Below are 16,105 nucleotides of genomic sequence, written 5' to 3' on the forward strand. Positions count from 1 at the left end.
TAGGTAACTATAATAGCGGAACAATTTCTTTTTGATTAAAGTACTAACGGCGAGGAAACTCGCTTTTGTCAGGAAAGTCCATGGAAAACTCTGAAAAGCTAACGAACAGTAAAGAAGTCATTGCCTACATTGCTGAGCGTTTCCCAAAATGTTTTACTGTTGAAGGTGAAGCGAAGCCACTTAAGATTGGTATCTTCCAAGATCTGGCTGAGCGTCTAAGCGAAGACCCTAAAGTAAGTAAAACTCAACTGCGTACCGCTCTGCGTCAATACACTTCTTCCTGGCGTTATCTTCACGGTGTAAAAGCGGGTGCAAACCGCGTTGACCTTGATGGCAACGATTGTGGTGTGTTAGAACAAGAACACGTAGATCACGCGAAACAAGCACTTGAAGAAAGCAAGGCTAAAGTACGTGCGCGTCGTAAAGAGCAAGCAGAAGCAAAAGCAGCTGCTGGCAAGGATGGTGAAGCAAAGGCGAAAAAAATTCGTCAAAAAACTGCTAAACCAAAGAACACAAAACAAAAAACGACTAAGCTAAATAAAAAGCCTGCAGAAACGACCCGTGCACTGACTGCTGATGAAGTCGTCGTTGGCAAGAACGTTAGTGTTAACATGGGCAACGGAAACATGCCGGCAACTATCGTTGAAATTAATAAGGACGATGTGCGTGTTCGCCTATCAAATGGTTTGACCATGGTAGTTAAAGCGGAGCACCTGCGTTCGTAAAGGAGAATGCTCGACGCATGAAAGGTCGATTCCGTTTCTCACTGATTGCTGCTGGCATGATGCTAGCAGCTTCAGCACAAGCCCTAGAGGCAACATACACGTTAAGTGATCTACCGCAGCTGGAACCAGAAAAACAGCATGCGACTGCCAGTAAACGAGTGGCTTCACGCTTTACTCGATCACATTACAAGCAGTTTTCACTTGATGACCAATTTTCTTCCAGTGTCTTTACGCGCTATATCGAGATGCTGGACTTCAACAAAAGCTTCCTTACTGCTTCTGACATTCGTCAATTTGAAAAATGGGAAGAGCAGCTAGATGATCAGCTCAAAAGAGGTGACACATCAGCGGCTTTTGATATTTTCAATACATTGCTGAAGCGTCGTTACGACCGCTATCAATACGCACTTACATTACTTGACCGCGAAATCACATTTGATGTTGATGAAGATATGGTGCTAGACCGCTCCGAAATGGACTGGGCTAAGGATCGTAACGAGCTCAATGAAATTTGGCGCAAGCGGGTAAAATATGATGCGTTGAATCTGAAGCTCGCGGGTAAAAAATGGGATGAAATCAAAGATACCTTAGGTAAGCGTTATAACAACGCGCTTAAGCGTTTGACCCAAACTCACAGTGAAGATGTATTCCAGATTTACATGAATGCCTTTGCTCGAGAGGTTGACCCTCATACCAGCTACTTGTCACCGCGTAACGCTGAGCAGTTCCAGTCTGAAATGAACCTTTCCTTGGAAGGCATTGGTGCTGTATTGCAAGTGGTTGATGATTATACCGTTATTCGCTCTTTGGTAGCGGGCGGCCCGGCCTCAGCTTCTAAAAAGCTGGCAGCAGGTGACAGAATCATAGGTGTCGCGCAAGACGGTAAAGACATGGTCGACGTGATTGGTTGGCGACTAGATGATGTCGTACAGCTGATCAAAGGCCCCAAAGGCAGCAAAGTTGTTCTGGAGATACTTCCAGAGGGGAATAACGCCAAAAGTTACGATGTCACAATTGTCCGTGACAAAATCCGCCTAGAAGATCGTGCCGCGAAATCTTCGGTTGAAATGGCAAACGGCAAGAAGATTGGGGTTATTGAGATCCCGAGCTTCTATGTGGGTTTGTCAGAAGACACCAAGAAGGAATTGGCGAAATTAAACGATCAGCAAGTCGATGGTGTCGTGATCGATTTGCGGAATAACGGTGGTGGTGCACTGACTGAAGCAACAGCGCTCACTGGTTTGTTTATCAACAGTGGTCCGGTTGTCCAGGTTCGTGATAGTTACGGCCGGGTGAAGGTGAATGGTGATTCTGATGATCGCGTTTACTTTGATGGCCCGTTAACGGTATTGGTTAACCGTTACAGTGCATCGGCGTCTGAAATTTTTGCAGCAGCAATGCAGGATTATGGACGTGCAGTTATTCTTGGTGAGCAATCATTCGGTAAAGGCACGGTACAGCAGCACCGTTCACTGAACCACATTTATGATCTGTTCGACAAGCCTTTGGGTCATGTTCAATATACTATTCAAAAGTTCTACCGCATTAATGGTGGTAGTACCCAGAATCTAGGTGTTGTGCCTGATTTGGCTTTCCCGACAGCGGTTGATCCTTCTGAAACGGGTGAGAGTGTTGAAGATAATGCATTGCCTTGGGACAGTATCAAGGCCGCTGATTATCAGAAGCTCTATAACTTCTCGACGGTTTTACCTTCGTTGAAAGCGAAGCATGACCAGCGGATCAGCAAGGATATGGAATTTGGCTTTATCCAAGATGACATTGCTAAATACCGTGAAGAGAAAGACATTAATACCATTTCTTTGAATAAGAATAAGCGTATTGCTGAGCAGGACAAAGATGATGCAGACCGCCTAGCAAGGCTTAATCAGCGTCAGAAGGCCGATGGTGAAAAACCTTTTGCCACATTGGATGATGTGCCAAAAGACTACGAAGCCCCTGATGCTTACCTTGAAGAAGCGGTTGCTATTACCGCTGATTTGGCAAAATCGCAAAGCTAGTCTGTGAGAATAGGCAAGACCTCTATAAAAAACGGCACCCCTGGGTGCCGTTTTTATTTGTTCTAACATAATCATCTTTAAAGCATAATTACTGTTTCAGCCCTGAGACAGGCGAAAGATAAACACTGATCTATCTCAACTTTTACACTCGGTTAGCCAATTGGCGTCTAGGGTTAAATGTAGATGATCAATTCTAGTTTTAGGGGAATGCTATGCTGAAACATGTAATTATCGCTGTAACCCTGTTTTTTACAACATTTGCTGTCAGTGCGAAATCGACAGATTTGACGGAATTTGATTATCCTTTACTGCTAGGTGATTGGTATTGGTTCAGTAACACCGATGAAGGGGTTGAAAGTGAAGGTGCTAATTACCGTGCGATGAATATCAAATTTAAATCCAACTACAGATTTGTTATCCGCCTTCTCCAAACGGACGGCAATGTTGAAGAGTGGGATGGGACATACGATATTGACGAGACGACAGTAACCTTCCTATCACACGGACAACCTGAGCAGCAGCATAGCTACATGTTAAGTTACAACCAGTTCTTGTTAGATGGCGCGCGCTTTACCAAGCTTGCACCAGAAAACCTACCGGGAAACTGGCGTTCATCTCAAATTTCGGGGACAGATGTGGGAGACGGTGTCTCTGAAATTGCATTATCGCTTCGCCCCGATTTTTTGTTCTCCGCAGAAGTGTCAGGTAAAAACGGTAAGAAGAAAGAGCACCGTGGCATTTATTTCATTGAAGACGACCGCATTGTGCTGATATACGAAGATGGCCAGCAAGATAGTCAGTTTAGTCTGGGCAGCAATACGCTAACGCTGAGTAATAAGCAATTTGGAATGGAAGCGGTAATGAGAAGAGAGTAAGCAGGCTTACCGACACCGCGCTAAAAAAGCTCGAACAGGACAAACAAAAAGCGAGGTTGATACCTCGCTTTTTCGTTGTCTATTCAGGCTTAGCTGACAATTTTAAAAGCCTGTCGGAGTTGTGACAGGTAGTTTTCATCACGACAAATACTTTTTCCCGGCTCGTCAGAAATTTTAGCGACTGGTCGGCCTTCGCACTCTGTAAGCTTAAGCACGATATTCAACGTTTTCACGCCCGGTAAATCACAAGTGAGCTGGGTACCGATGCCAAAGCTAATATTGATGCGGTGGGCAAAGTGCTTGTAAATGGTTAATGCTTTGTCTAGCGTTAGGCTATCCGAGAACACCAGTGATTTTGTTTTCGGGTCAATGCCAAGTGACTGGTAGTGGGCAATGGCTTTTTCGCCCCAGGCAATCGGGTCGCCGCTATCATGGCGCAAGCCAACAAAGCGCTCGGACAAACGCAGGTCAAAATCACGTAGGAAAGCATCCATGTTGATGCAGTCGGTGAGGGCAATACCCAGAGAATCAGGGTATTCCTGAAGCCAACGGTTGAGCGCAAGTTGCTGTGAATCAGCCAACTCACCAGCAAGCTGCTGATGGGCCTGGAACCATTCATGGGCTTGGGTACCGACAGGCGTCAGGCCACGGGTACGAGCCAAGTGATAGTTAGACGTTCCCTTGAACTCTGGCATGTGGTCTTTGAGGTAATCAACCACTTGATGCTGGACATGACGAGAGAAACGACGGCGTGAGCCAAAGTCAACCAAAGAGAAAGCGTCAAGGTTAATGTTTTCATCTTGGGCTCTCTGATAGAACTCAGCTAATTTCAGTTTCAATGAACCCAGGGCATCTTCAGCCGTTGCTTCTGGGTAGCAACGCTGGCAGCGTACTTCACAAATGATCGCGAGAAGTGGAACTTCCCATAGAATGATATCAAGCCACTTCCCCGTGATGGTTATCGCAAGTTGTTCGCCTGATGTATCAATGTGAACTTGTTTGCTATCAAGCTTAAATGACTTCAGGAACTCAAGGAAGTCAGGCTTGAAAAAGCTAAGGGTAGAGAGGAACTCGATTTCTTCCTGGGAAAAAGAGAGACCTGCAAGTCGATCGACTTGATCTTGAATCTCTTGGCTGTACGGACGGAGATCTTCGTCGCTTCGGCAGTGAAACTCTGCAACCGCTTCAACATTGGGGTATTGATGAAAAATGGCTTGCTGCATGTGCAATTTGTATGCATCAGTATCAAGCAGGGAGTCGATAATCCCAGTGTGTCCAAAATGATTCATAACTAGTTTGGTTGTTTTTTGCAATCCGGAGATTTTACCCTATTTTGAGACTGGGTTGTCTCAAAATGTTTCAGATCGTTGAAAAAATTAGGGGCAGTACGATACGCCTAAAAGCCACTAACGGCAAGCCTACAGAGGACATTTTGTGTTTTTTGAAGGTGTTCTGTTAACGCATTGTTTGCGTGGTGATCTTGCTGTAAAGCGTAAATTAGGTAACCATTACTGCTCGTAAGCTAAGTATAGTAAAGATGATAAGCTAGATTTCAAAGCCCAACCAGCAAAATCGAAGGTTGGTTGTGTGTTAATTGACCGACAAATATGGCAATTGAGAAACATATCGTCAAAACAGGGTATTAAACTTGTCTGTACCGGGTTAACGCAGAATAATGGACACATACCGCAAGATAAATAGCGGAAAGAGAAGGAATAAACATGGCCGAACAACCAACAATCCAGCCAACGGCAAAATACCGTTCAGATTATAAAGCACCAGAATTCACGATTACCGATCTCTCCCTCGAATTTGACCTGCATGATACCGCTACCCGTGTTGTGGCAATCAGCAAGGTTGAGCAGCAGGTGGAAGGTGCGACATCTTTGGAACTTGATGGTGATGCGCTTACCTTGGTTCGCATTGAAATCAATGGCGAGAGCTGGACCAATTATGCGCAGAGCGAAGGGATGCTCACTATCAACGGTTTGCCTGCCTCGTTCGATATGCTGATTGAAACGGAAATTAACCCTGAAGCAAATACCTTGCTTGAAGGCTTGTACAAATCTGGCGGTGCATATTGCACCCAGTGTGAAGCAGAAGGCTTCCGCCGGATCACTTATTACCTAGATCGCCCGGATGTGCTAGCGCGATTTACCACCAAAGTGATTGCCGACAAGGAACTGTACCCATACCTGTTGAGTAACGGTAACCGCATTGATGGCGGTGACCTAGAAAATGGTCGCCACTGGGTACAATGGGAAGACCCGTTCCCGAAACCAAGTTACCTGTTTGCATTGGTTGCTGGTGACTTTGATGTCTTGCGTGATAAATATACGACCGTCAGCGGTCGTGATGTTGCATTGGAAATTTTTGTCGATAAGGGCAACCTTGATCGTGCTGAATATGCAATGACGTCTTTGATTAACTCGATGAAGTGGGACGAAGAGCGTTTCGGCCTAGAGTACGATCTTGATATCTACATGATCGTCGCCGTTGATTTCTTCAACATGGGCGCGATGGAGAATAAGGGGCTGAATGTCTTTAACTCCAAGTTTGTTCTGGCGAATGCGAAGACGGCAACCGATACCGACTACCAAGGAATTGAAGCGGTGATCGGCCACGAGTACTTCCACAACTGGACAGGTAACCGAGTGACTTGCCGTGACTGGTTCCAGCTTAGCTTGAAAGAAGGCTTGACCGTTTTCCGTGACCAGGAGTTCTCTTCAGATTTGGGCTCTCGCCCAGTGAATCGAATTAACAATGTTCGTATTATGCGTGGCCCTCAGTTCTCAGAAGACCGCGGCCCAATGTCTCATCCAATCCGTCCTGAAAAAGTGATTGAGATGAATAACTTCTACACCTTGACGGTATATGAGAAGGGCAGTGAAGTTATTCGTATGATGCACACTTTGCTGGGTGAAGAAAACTTCCAGGCAGGTATGAAGCTGTACTTTGAGCGTCATGACGGCACGGCGGCAACTTGCGATGACTTTGTTCAGGCAATGGAAGATGCATCCGGTATTAGCCTTGAGAAATTCCGTGGTTGGTATAGTCAGTCTGGTACACCGGTTGTGCAGGTTGAGACAGAATACCTAGCTGAAGAGAAGAGTTACCGTGTCACGGTTAAGCAGCACACGGCACCAACACCGGGGCAGGATGAGAAGCAACCGCTCCATATTCCGTTTGATATCGAGTTGTATGACACCAAAGGCAATGTTATTCCGTTACAGTGTAATGGTAAGTCGGTCCACAATGTGCTGGATGTGACTGAAGCTGAACAAGTATTTATCTTCGAGGGCGTCGAAGAGCAGCCAGTCATTTCAATGCTGCGTGAATTCTCTGCACCGGTTATCTTGGAATACGGCTATTCAGATGAAGAGCTAATTTTCCTGATGGTGCACGCACGTAATGAGTTTGCACGCTGGGATGCAGGCCAAATCCTACTGGCAAAATACATTAAACAGAATGTCGCTCGTTGTCAGGCGGGTGAGTCGATTGAGTTGCCGGAAGCAGTAGTTGATGCTTTCCGCGGCGTACTGCTTGATGAAAAACTGGATCCAGCCTTCATTGCTGAAATGCTAACGCTGCCAAGTGAAAACGAAGTAGCGGGTTGGTATAAAACCGTCGATGTTGATGCAATTAATACCGTTGTCGGTGAGCTTGAAAAAGCACTGGCAGTAGCAATGGAAGATGAGTTCAGTGCAATCTACCATTCGCTAGCGCAAGCAGCTTACACTATCGAACACGAAGCAATGGCAAAACGTTCTCTTCGCAATACTTGCCTAGGCTACCTAGCGTTTACCGAGCAAGGTAATAACCTAGCCGCTAAGCAGTACAAAGTTTCTGACAATATGACAGATACTATGGCGGCAATGGCAGTGGCGAACAATGCTGAGCTAGCTTGCCGTGCCGAGCAAATGGCAGACTTCAGCGATAAGTGGACCCACGATGGTTTGGTGATGGATAAATGGTTTATGCTGCAAGGTAAGAACCCGGCGGCAAATGCACTCGACAATGTGCGTGAAACCATGAAGCATGCAGCTTTTGATATCAAGAACCCGAACCGTACCCGCAGTTTGGTGGCAAGTTTCTGTGCTAATAACCCAGTTCGTTTCCATGCTAAAGACGGTTCGGGATACCAGTTCTTAACTGAAATCCTGACTATCTTGAACACTAGCAACCCGCAAGTAGCTTCTCGTTTGATTGAACCGTTCTTGAAATACCGCCAGTATGATGAACAGCGTCAGGCACTAATGCGTACTGAGCTGGAAAAACTGTCTCAGCTAGATAACCTAGCAAAAGACTTGTTTGAGAAAGTGCAGAAAGCGTTAGAGCTTTAATCTGAAGATCTCATAGAGAAAGGGGCAAGCTAGCTTGCCCCTTATTTTATCCAAATCTAACTACCTTAAACGAAACACACATAACGATCACCGATATGAAATTTTATACTTTCTCGATGCACATAAGTTACCAGCAGTTCCTCCAACATTATTCTGGCGCTGCGAGCAACGTCCTTGTGATGACTGATAACGGTTTGCGGCTTCAGTTACCTGCTTCTCGCTTGCGCCCATTCCTCACTCAAATCGGTATCCGTGGCCGTTTCAGGGTGGCGGTTTCGGAGGCGAATAAACTGCAATTCATTGAGCAAATCATGTAATCGGGAAATGATGAAAATGTAACATTTGATTTTGGTTGGCATGTAAACCATGGTACCAATAAAGGAGGCTAATACCTATTTCGTATAGTTTTGACATTAGATTTAATAATCTTATGAAATAAGAAAAATAACCTTAAAAATAATTGGTTATACCAATTCCCATTAGTCTAGCGCTATCCTGATGCTAATTTCACCAACCTCAGATTATCCCGCCAGCCAAAATATCTACCTCAGTCACATATTCGATTTTTTCCTGCTTAGCTAGAGTAATTAACGTAACTATTCCGCAACAAAACACCCTACAATAGCAGTCACGCAGGAGAGCGTCTTCCGACGGTATGTTCCCCTGATAACCAACCGTTGGATGCTTTATAAAAACTCTATACTTGATTGATAATATTATAACGATGGAGCATTGCTATGACCGCACCTGACCCTATAGTGCCGGTACTGCTTGAGAAAGTGTATACCTTAATCCAGGATAAGATTGAGACACCTCAGCAGTCATTAGTAGAAGTGTTTGCTCAGCGATTGTTAGGACAACTGGCAGATGATGATCTGCTTCAACGGAATGAATCTGACCTTTATGGTGCTGTACTGAGTTTATGGCATCACCTTGTACAAAATAAGCCAGACCAAATCTCTGTTCGTGTTTATAACCCAACTCTTAGCCGCTATGGTTGGCAGTCTCCGCATACCGTAGTTGAAATCATTACGCCGGATCGTCCATTCTTGGTTGATTCTGTTCGTATGACCTTAACCCGCTTGGGTATTACCAGCCACATGATGCTTAACGGCCCGTATTTCTTCAAACGCAATGGAGAAGGTACGATTACAGAGGCATGTGGTAACGATGGCGACTTGCAGACACTCTTTCATATTGAGGTTGATCGCCTAAACGACAAGAAAGAGCTCAATGCATTAAAAGAAGAACTGGAGCTTGTCCTTCAAGATGTTGATTTGGTAGTTAATGATTGGCAGTTGATGCAAGCCAAAATGCAGACGATTGTCAAAGATCTTAAAAAAGCCGATCTTCCAGTAAACAAAGAGCACCGTGAAGAAGCCATTGCCTTCTTGGACTGGGTGACGCACCACAATTTTACTTTCATGGGTTATCACAAGTACGATCTTGTACCTGTGGAAGGTGATTACGAATTACGCCCTTGCGATGAGCCGGGGCTAGGGCTTCTAAGCAAATCTAATAAAGTCAGAACTCTTCGCCTGTCACAGCTTCCCGAGTCTGCCCGTATTGAAGCCCGTAAACCCGACTTGCTGATCCTAACAAAAAGCAATGGCAAGTCGAAAATCCACCGTCCGGCTTACACCGATTACATCGGTATCAAGCGTTTTGACAAAGACGGTAATGTTATCGGTGAACACCGCTTTACCGGTCTATACGCATCGACGGCTTATCACCAGTCGACCATGAATATCCCGCTGATCAGCAATAAGGTGACGCGGATCTTGGAAGAAAGCCGATACCCAGCAGGCTCTCACTCTTGGAAGGCGCTGAATAACTTACTTGAAACGTACCCGCGTGACGAGCTTATCCAGGCCAACGAAAAAGAGATGCTGGACGTTGGTTGTGGTGTGGTTCGGATGCAAGACCGGGATTTGCTGCGTCTATTCGTTCGCCGTGATCCATTCGGTCGCTTCTTCTCTTGCATGGTGTATGTCACCAAAGAACGTTACAACACCGAGCTACGCCGCAAGACACAAGAAGTGCTAAAAGACTACTTTGCATCAGAGCAGGATGTCGAATTCACCACCTTCTTCTCAGAAAGTCCGCTGGCGAGAACGCATTACATCGTGCGAGTAGAAAATAACAATTTTGATGTGGATATCAAAGCTATCGAACATAACCTCGTTGAAGCCGCTGCATCATGGGATGATCGTTTGAGTGCATCGCTTATCGCCAACTTTGGTGAAAGCAACGGTACATCGCTGGCGAAAAACTATGGCAGCGCATTCCCGCGTTCTTACAAAGAGCAGATGTTACCAGGTTCAGCTGTGGCTGATATCGAGCAGCTTGAAAATCTTAGTGAAGATAACAAGCTGGGTATGTTGTTTTATCGCCCACAGGAAGAGGCCAGTGATTCACGTTTTGTGAAACTGAAATTGTTCCATCGCGATGAGCCAATCCACCTTTCTGATGTCATGCCGATGCTGGAAAATTTGGGTCTTCGTGTGATTGGGGAATCACCGTACCAAGTGATCACCAAGAGCGGAACGGTTTACTGGATCCTTGACTTTGCCATGCTACACAATGCTTGCACAGGGATCGACTTGGGTGAAGCACGTGATCGTTTCCAAGAAGCCTTCTCGGCAATTTGGCATGGTGCACTAGAAAGTGATGGCTTCAACCGCTTGGTATTGTGTGCGGGTTTAACCGGTCGCGAAATTACTATTTTGCGAAGTTTTGCTCGTTATATGCGCCAGGTCGGCTTCCCATTCAGTCAGCATTACATCGAAGAAACGCTTTCAGGACATAGTGATTTGGCAAGATCGCTGGTTGAGTTGTTCTCGCTACGCTTTGACCCAAGCCGTAAGCATTCTGAAGCAGCAGAGATGGCGTTGATTGCCAAGCTCAACGAGAAGCTTGAGCATGTAGAGAGCTTGGATGATGACAGGATCATTCGTCGTTACATGGAAATGATCCTAGCGACGCAACGGACTAACTATTATCAGCTAGATACCAATGGCAAGCCGAAACCTTGGCTGTCACTTAAGTTGCGCCCGTCGGAGATCCCAGAGATCCCAGCGCCAGTACCTTTCTTTGAAATTTTCGTCTATGCACCGGATATCGAAGGTGTTCACCTGCGTGGTGGTAAAGTTGCCCGTGGTGGCTTGCGTTGGTCGGATCGCCAGGAAGATTTCCGTACCGAGATCCTTGGCCTGGTTAAAGCCCAGCAGGTGAAAAACACCGTGATCGTTCCAGTAGGGGCAAAAGGTGGATTCGTTTGTAAGCGTCAGCCGCAACTGACAACCCGTGAAGAAATATGGGCGGAAGGTCAGCGTTGTTACAAGCGCTTTATCCGTGCTTTGCTTGATGTCACTGATAACATCATTGATGGTGAGCTAAATCCACCAGCCAATGTTGTCCGCCATGATGAGGATGACCCATATTTGGTTGTAGCAGCCGACAAAGGCACCGCAACGTTCTCAGACTTGGCAAACTCTGTATCAGATGATTATAACTTCTGGCTGGGAGATGCATTTGCATCGGGTGGTTCAAATGGTTATGACCACAAGCAAATGGGCATTACTGCCAAAGGTGGCTGGGAATCGGTCAAGCGCCATTTCCGCGAGCTAGGCATAGACTGCCAAACAACAGATTTTACCTGTGCCGGTATCGGTGACATGGCAGGGGACGTATTTGGTAACGGCATGCTGCTGTCTAAGCATATCCGTTTGGTTGCGGCCTTTAACCACATGCACATCTTCCTGGATCCTAACCCGGATGCCGCGACAGGTTGGAAAGAGCGCGAGCGCTTGTTCAATCTGCCTCGTTCAAGTTGGGAAGATTATGATGTCAAGCTGATTTCAGAAGGTGGCGGTATTTTCTCCCGTCGCAGCAAGTCGATCAAACTGACCCCGCAGATCCAAAAGCTGCTGGGTACGCGCAAGCAGAGCCTGACACCGAACGAAGTGATCCGTTTGATCCTGAAAATGGAAGTGGATCTTCTGTGGAATGGCGGTATAGGTACTTACGTCAAGTCTGAATCAGAAACCCATACTGATGTGGGCGACCGTGCTAATGATGCACTGCGCATCAACGGTAATGAGATTTGCGCCCGAGTCGTTGGTGAGGGGGGCAACTTAGGTTTGACCCAACTAGGCCGAGTCGAGTTCTCGAAGAAGGGTGGATTGGTCAATACTGACTTTATCGATAACGTCGGTGGTGTAGATTGCTCGGATAACGAAGTAAACATCAAGATCCTGCTTAACTCACTGGTAGCCAGTGGCGATCTGACATACAAACAGCGTAATGAGTTGCTGGAGCGTATGGAAGATGAAGTGGGAGAGATTGTTCTTGATGACGCGTATTGCCAAAGTGAATCGATTTCAGTCACACAGCAGCAGCAAGTTCAGTTACTTAAAGAGCAGATCCGCTTCATCCACCATCTTGAGAAAGAAGGTAAGTTGGATCGTGCGCTGGAATACCTACCAGATGACGATACGCTGGCCGAACGCGAAAAATCTGGAATGGGTTTAACCCGTCCTGAGTTAGCAGTGTTAGTTGCCTACGGCAAGATGGTATTGAAGGAAGAATTGGTCACCGAAGAAGTTGCTGATGATCCTTACCACGCGCGACTATTGCCAGCTTACTTCCCTAAAGAGTTGCAAGAGCAATACCGCAGCCATATGGAGCACCACCCGCTGCGTAAAGAGCTGATTGCCACTTCATTGGCTAACCAGATGTCTAATGAAATGGGTTGTAACTTCGTTACCCGCTTGCAAGAAGAGACTGGGGCGACAGTGGCAGAGATTTCATCGGCCTATTCTGTGGGGCGTGAAGTCTTCAACTTCGAGCAGTACTTTGATCAAGTTCGATCCTTGGATAACGTTATTCCGGCAGAAGTGCAGTACGAAGTACTTTACCGTTGCCGCCGAATGCTACGCCGAGCAACACGCTGGATCTTGCGTAACCGCGATAGGAAGTTGGGTATCGAGCAATTGATTGCCTTCTATCAGCCGATTGTGAACAAGCTACGTGAGAACCTTGAGCGTTACCTTGTCACGGAAGAGGTGCAGGAGCACAACGAGCAAGCAGATGCGATGATTAAGCAGGGGATTCCTGAAGATCTCGCTCATAACATTGCTCGTCTAAGCAGCTTGTACTCGGCGATGGACATTGCTCAAATCGCGACGGATTCCGACAAGGATCTCGACTTTATCTCGCGTGTTTACTTTGTGGTTGGTGCTGACCTGTCATTACACTGGTTCCTCAAACAGGTACACAACCAGCCGGTGGAGAACCATTGGCAGGCACTGGCACGTGCTTCGTTCCGTGAAGATCTTGATTGGCAGCAGCGTCAATTAACCCTGGCCGTCATCAGCAGTGGGTTAGAAGCACCTGATGCTGAAAGCTTGATTGAGAACTGGATGGACGAGCATAAATCAGCGATACACCGCTGGAATACGGTATTGGCTGAGTTCAAAGTGGGTACAACCCATGAATTTGCCAAGTTCTCTGTCGCACTTCGAGAGCTTATGCTATTGAATTTAAACTGCCAAACAGTAGCATAATGATGAAAATAAGCTTTGCGGGAATTTTATACCTATAAAAGCTGTAAATATCATTAAATGCCGTCCAAAAAGCCACCATTGTTGAAATGGTGGCTTTTTTCTTTGTTGAATAACACGATATAAACGTTTGCTTTCTGTGGTTGAAAATAAAAGTAACTATTTCAACAATCTAACCGCAGATTGAAGGGGATAGTGCGATTTATTCAAGATAAACTGAAATTAGTGATTGAAATATAGCGGCAAAGTGTGAATAATATCCTCCCGTTTATACGGGGCTTTTATTAGGAGGTACAATGCTTTACCGCCTCGCTCGATCCGCTATTTTCAAGCTTGATGCAGAAAAAGCGCACGATCTAGCTATTCAGAACTTTTCTCGCTTTACTGGCACTCCTCTTGATCTTTTCTATCGTCAACATGTACCTGAGCGTCCTGTTGAAGTGATGGGTATCAAATTCAAAAACCCTGTTGGCCTAGCTGCTGGCCTAGACAAAAACGGCGAATGTATTGAAGCATTTGGTGCGATGGGTTTCGGCTTTGTCGAAGTTGGAACAGTAACACCACGCCCACAGCCAGGTAATGATAAGCCTCGTTTGTTCCGTGTGATTCCTGCTGAAGGTATTATTAACCGGTTTGGTTTCAATAACCTGGGTGTTGATAACCTGATTGAGAACGTTAAGAAAGCCAACTACGATGGCGTTATCGGGATCAACATCGGTAAGAACAAAGATACGCCGATCGAAAAGGGCGCAGAAGATTACCTGATCTGCATGGATAAGGTATATGAGCATGCGGGCTACATCACGGTGAATATCTCTTCACCAAATACTCCGGGCTTGCGTACACTTCAGTACGGTGAGATGCTAGACGATCTGCTTGCTCAACTTAAAGAGAAGCAGAAAGAACTGGCTGAAAAACACGGCAAGTATGTACCTCTAACGTTAAAGATCGCGCCGGATCTAGAAGATCATGAGATCAAGCAGATCGCTGAGTCGTTGATCAAAAATAACATCGATGGTGTTATTGCTACTAACACCACACTTGATCGCTCTCTGGTAAAAGACATGCCGCATTGCGATGAGGCAGGTGGCCTAAGCGGTCGTCCACTACAGAACCGCAGTACCGAAGTCATTCGTATGCTGGCGGAAGAATTAAATGGTGCATTGCCAATTATCGGTGTAGGCGGTATCGATTCAGCCGTATCTGCTCGTGAGAAGATGGCTGCTGGTGCAAGCCTGGTACAGATTTACTCTGGTTTTATCTACCACGGCCCTAAATTGGTTAAAGATATTGTCACTAATATCTAAACAAGTGAAGTAACTAAAACCAACATATGATACTGAGTGCCTGCAAGAGCAATTTTGCAGGCACTTTTTTTATGTCGATTTCATGACGAACACCTTATCAATAGCAATTTTGTCAAAATTTCATATTTTGTATCGTAAATATCCCACATTCCTTCCTCTTTTTATTTGCGGATAGGGCAGTAGAATTTGCTCTAAAGTTTTGTTTGTTGTAGTGGATAAGCTTTGTAACGGACTACGGATATGGAGCGGTACTTATGTTGAAACCCAATAATTCATGGATGTGGTATTACGACCAGAAGTACGATGCTCTCATGTTGGACCTTGGGGACGACATGGTTTTCCGCGTTGCAGTTCCTACCAAAAACTTAATTCCTTGCGCTTTTGCTCGTTCGACGTTTACGGTTGACGATGCGTCTGCTTATCAATCTTTCCTAGAAGGGATGTCCCTTCTTGAGCTTTCTGCACCAAGAAAAGCAGAGCTTGCACTCAATGCTGTAGCTGCAAGCCGCTTTCATAAGCCTCTTATGCCGAAAAGTTGGTTTTTCAACCAGCAAGCTAATGCACATTCTCCTCAGCTAGGTGACATTGTCACACTAAACACCGACCTTGGTGAAGGCCAGTTCCTGATTATCGAGAACAGTGGCTCAGCAAGCCTTTGTATGATGGCTGATACCACCTCATTGCCTCTCAATGCCGCTAAAGAGATGTCATTCTGCGAAACCATCAAGGTCATGAACGATCGCATGGCAGCTTATGAGAGGGCTGCAGAAGCACCTATCACGCTAGCTTTGGTTGGTTAGGCCGACAGCTCTATACCTCAAAACAACCTGACTTTTCTCTTCTTATTATCCGCTTAACTGCTTCAGTAGAACCGGTTAAAAGGGTACTGGCGCTTGCCAGCTTACTTTCTGCCTATTCCTTATTGTCCCGTTCCTAGTAGCTTTCAAGCTAGTTCATTCAGATAGTAAATCCAAACCTCATACCTCATACCTCATACCCCATACCCCAATCCTCGTTCTGATTAGCAGCACCATTGAAACTGAAGCGGGGCTTATTGCTTAGTCTGAAATCATTTCTTGTTCGTTACCTGGCGCTCTATACCGAGCGTAGCGGGAGAGTTTCGTGTTGGTTGGCGGAAATGGATAGCCCAAGTCATCAAATAAAGGGTGCGAGATCGCTAGGGATAGTGATGTGGTTCACAGGTCTGTACAAGGGGCTTCTTAATTTCCTTGTTTAATAAAGCAACATTTTGAGTGATGTACTTCTAATTATT

The 16,105-nt window shown here is 45.9% G+C and carries 9 protein-coding genes; 8 read left to right on the forward strand and 1 reads right to left on the reverse strand.

The annotated features are described in order from the left end of the window. Positions 1 to 80 precede the first annotated feature (80 nt). From proQ to ACXAGQ_RS25100, 3 genes are all read left to right on the forward strand, one after another. Positions 81 to 725 (forward strand): RNA chaperone ProQ, encoded by a 645-nt coding sequence (proQ, locus tag ACXAGQ_RS25090; protein WP_475257624.1) that lies wholly within the window; start codon positions 81 to 83, stop codon positions 723 to 725. 17 nt (positions 726 to 742) lie between these two features. Then, positions 743 to 2,743, forward strand: coding sequence for a carboxy terminal-processing peptidase (gene prc / locus ACXAGQ_RS25095; protein ID WP_475257625.1), 2,001 nt, complete (start codon positions 743 to 745; stop codon positions 2,741 to 2,743). 212 nt (positions 2,744 to 2,955) lie between these two features. After that, the gene (locus tag ACXAGQ_RS25100) at positions 2,956 to 3,618 is read left to right on the forward strand and encodes a lipocalin-like domain-containing protein (RefSeq protein WP_475257627.1); all 663 of its coding nucleotides are present in this window, start codon (positions 2,956 to 2,958) and stop codon (positions 3,616 to 3,618) included. An 89-nt stretch (positions 3,619 to 3,707) separates the two neighbouring features. Here ACXAGQ_RS25100 and pncB read toward each other — a convergent pair whose 3' ends face one another. Next, entirely contained in the window at positions 3,708 to 4,907 is a 1,200-nt protein-coding gene (gene pncB / locus ACXAGQ_RS25105; RefSeq protein WP_475257629.1) for a nicotinate phosphoribosyltransferase, read from the reverse strand. Positions 4,908 to 5,339: 432 nt separating this feature from the next. Between pncB and pepN the strand changes: the two genes are divergently transcribed. The 5 genes from pepN (at position 5,340) to ACXAGQ_RS25130 (ending at position 15,632) form a co-directional block, all read left to right on the forward strand. After that, positions 5,340 to 7,961: an aminopeptidase N gene (gene pepN, locus ACXAGQ_RS25110; RefSeq protein ID WP_475257631.1), complete on the forward strand. Its 2,622-nt coding sequence runs from the start codon at positions 5,340 to 5,342 to the stop codon at positions 7,959 to 7,961. A gap of 95 nt (positions 7,962 to 8,056) precedes the next feature. Continuing rightward, positions 8,057 to 8,278 (forward strand): DUF2835 domain-containing protein, encoded by a 222-nt coding sequence (locus tag ACXAGQ_RS25115; protein ID WP_475257633.1) that lies wholly within the window; start codon positions 8,057 to 8,059, stop codon positions 8,276 to 8,278. 420 nt (positions 8,279 to 8,698) lie between these two features. Beyond that, complete coding sequence (locus ACXAGQ_RS25120) at positions 8,699 to 13,528, forward strand: NAD-glutamate dehydrogenase (RefSeq protein ID WP_475257635.1); 4,830 nt, start codon at positions 8,699 to 8,701, stop codon at positions 13,526 to 13,528. Positions 13,529 to 13,821: 293 nt separating this feature from the next. After that, the gene (pyrD, locus tag ACXAGQ_RS25125; RefSeq protein WP_475257637.1) at positions 13,822 to 14,832 is read left to right on the forward strand and encodes a quinone-dependent dihydroorotate dehydrogenase; all 1,011 of its coding nucleotides are present in this window, start codon (positions 13,822 to 13,824) and stop codon (positions 14,830 to 14,832) included. 254 nt (positions 14,833 to 15,086) lie between these two features. Continuing rightward, complete coding sequence (locus ACXAGQ_RS25130; protein WP_475257639.1) at positions 15,087 to 15,632, forward strand: cell division protein ZapC; 546 nt, start codon at positions 15,087 to 15,089, stop codon at positions 15,630 to 15,632. Positions 15,633 to 16,105 lie beyond the last annotated feature (473 nt).

The sequence above is a fragment of the Photobacterium sp. ABD4_091 genome (assembly GCF_056160145.1).

Bases quoted from the DNA above. Each gene is read 5' to 3' on its own strand.
- proQ (WP_475257624.1), top strand. From the start codon at position 81: ATGGAAAACTCTGAAAAGCTAACGAACAGTAAAGAAGTCATTGCCTAC.
- ACXAGQ_RS25120 (WP_475257635.1), top strand. From the start codon at position 8,699: ATGACCGCACCTGACCCTATAGTGCCGGTACTGCTTGAGAAAGTGTAT.
- pyrD (WP_475257637.1), top strand. From the start codon at position 13,822: ATGCTTTACCGCCTCGCTCGATCCGCTATTTTCAAGCTTGATGCAGAA.
- pncB (WP_475257629.1), bottom strand. From the start codon at position 4,907: ATGAATCATTTTGGACACACTGGGATTATCGACTCCCTGCTTGATACT.
- ACXAGQ_RS25130 (WP_475257639.1), top strand. From the start codon at position 15,087: ATGTTGAAACCCAATAATTCATGGATGTGGTATTACGACCAGAAGTAC.
- prc (WP_475257625.1), top strand. From the start codon at position 743: ATGAAAGGTCGATTCCGTTTCTCACTGATTGCTGCTGGCATGATGCTA.
- ACXAGQ_RS25115 (WP_475257633.1), top strand. From the start codon at position 8,057: ATGAAATTTTATACTTTCTCGATGCACATAAGTTACCAGCAGTTCCTC.
- ACXAGQ_RS25100 (WP_475257627.1), top strand. From the start codon at position 2,956: ATGCTGAAACATGTAATTATCGCTGTAACCCTGTTTTTTACAACATTT.
- pepN (WP_475257631.1), top strand. From the start codon at position 5,340: ATGGCCGAACAACCAACAATCCAGCCAACGGCAAAATACCGTTCAGAT.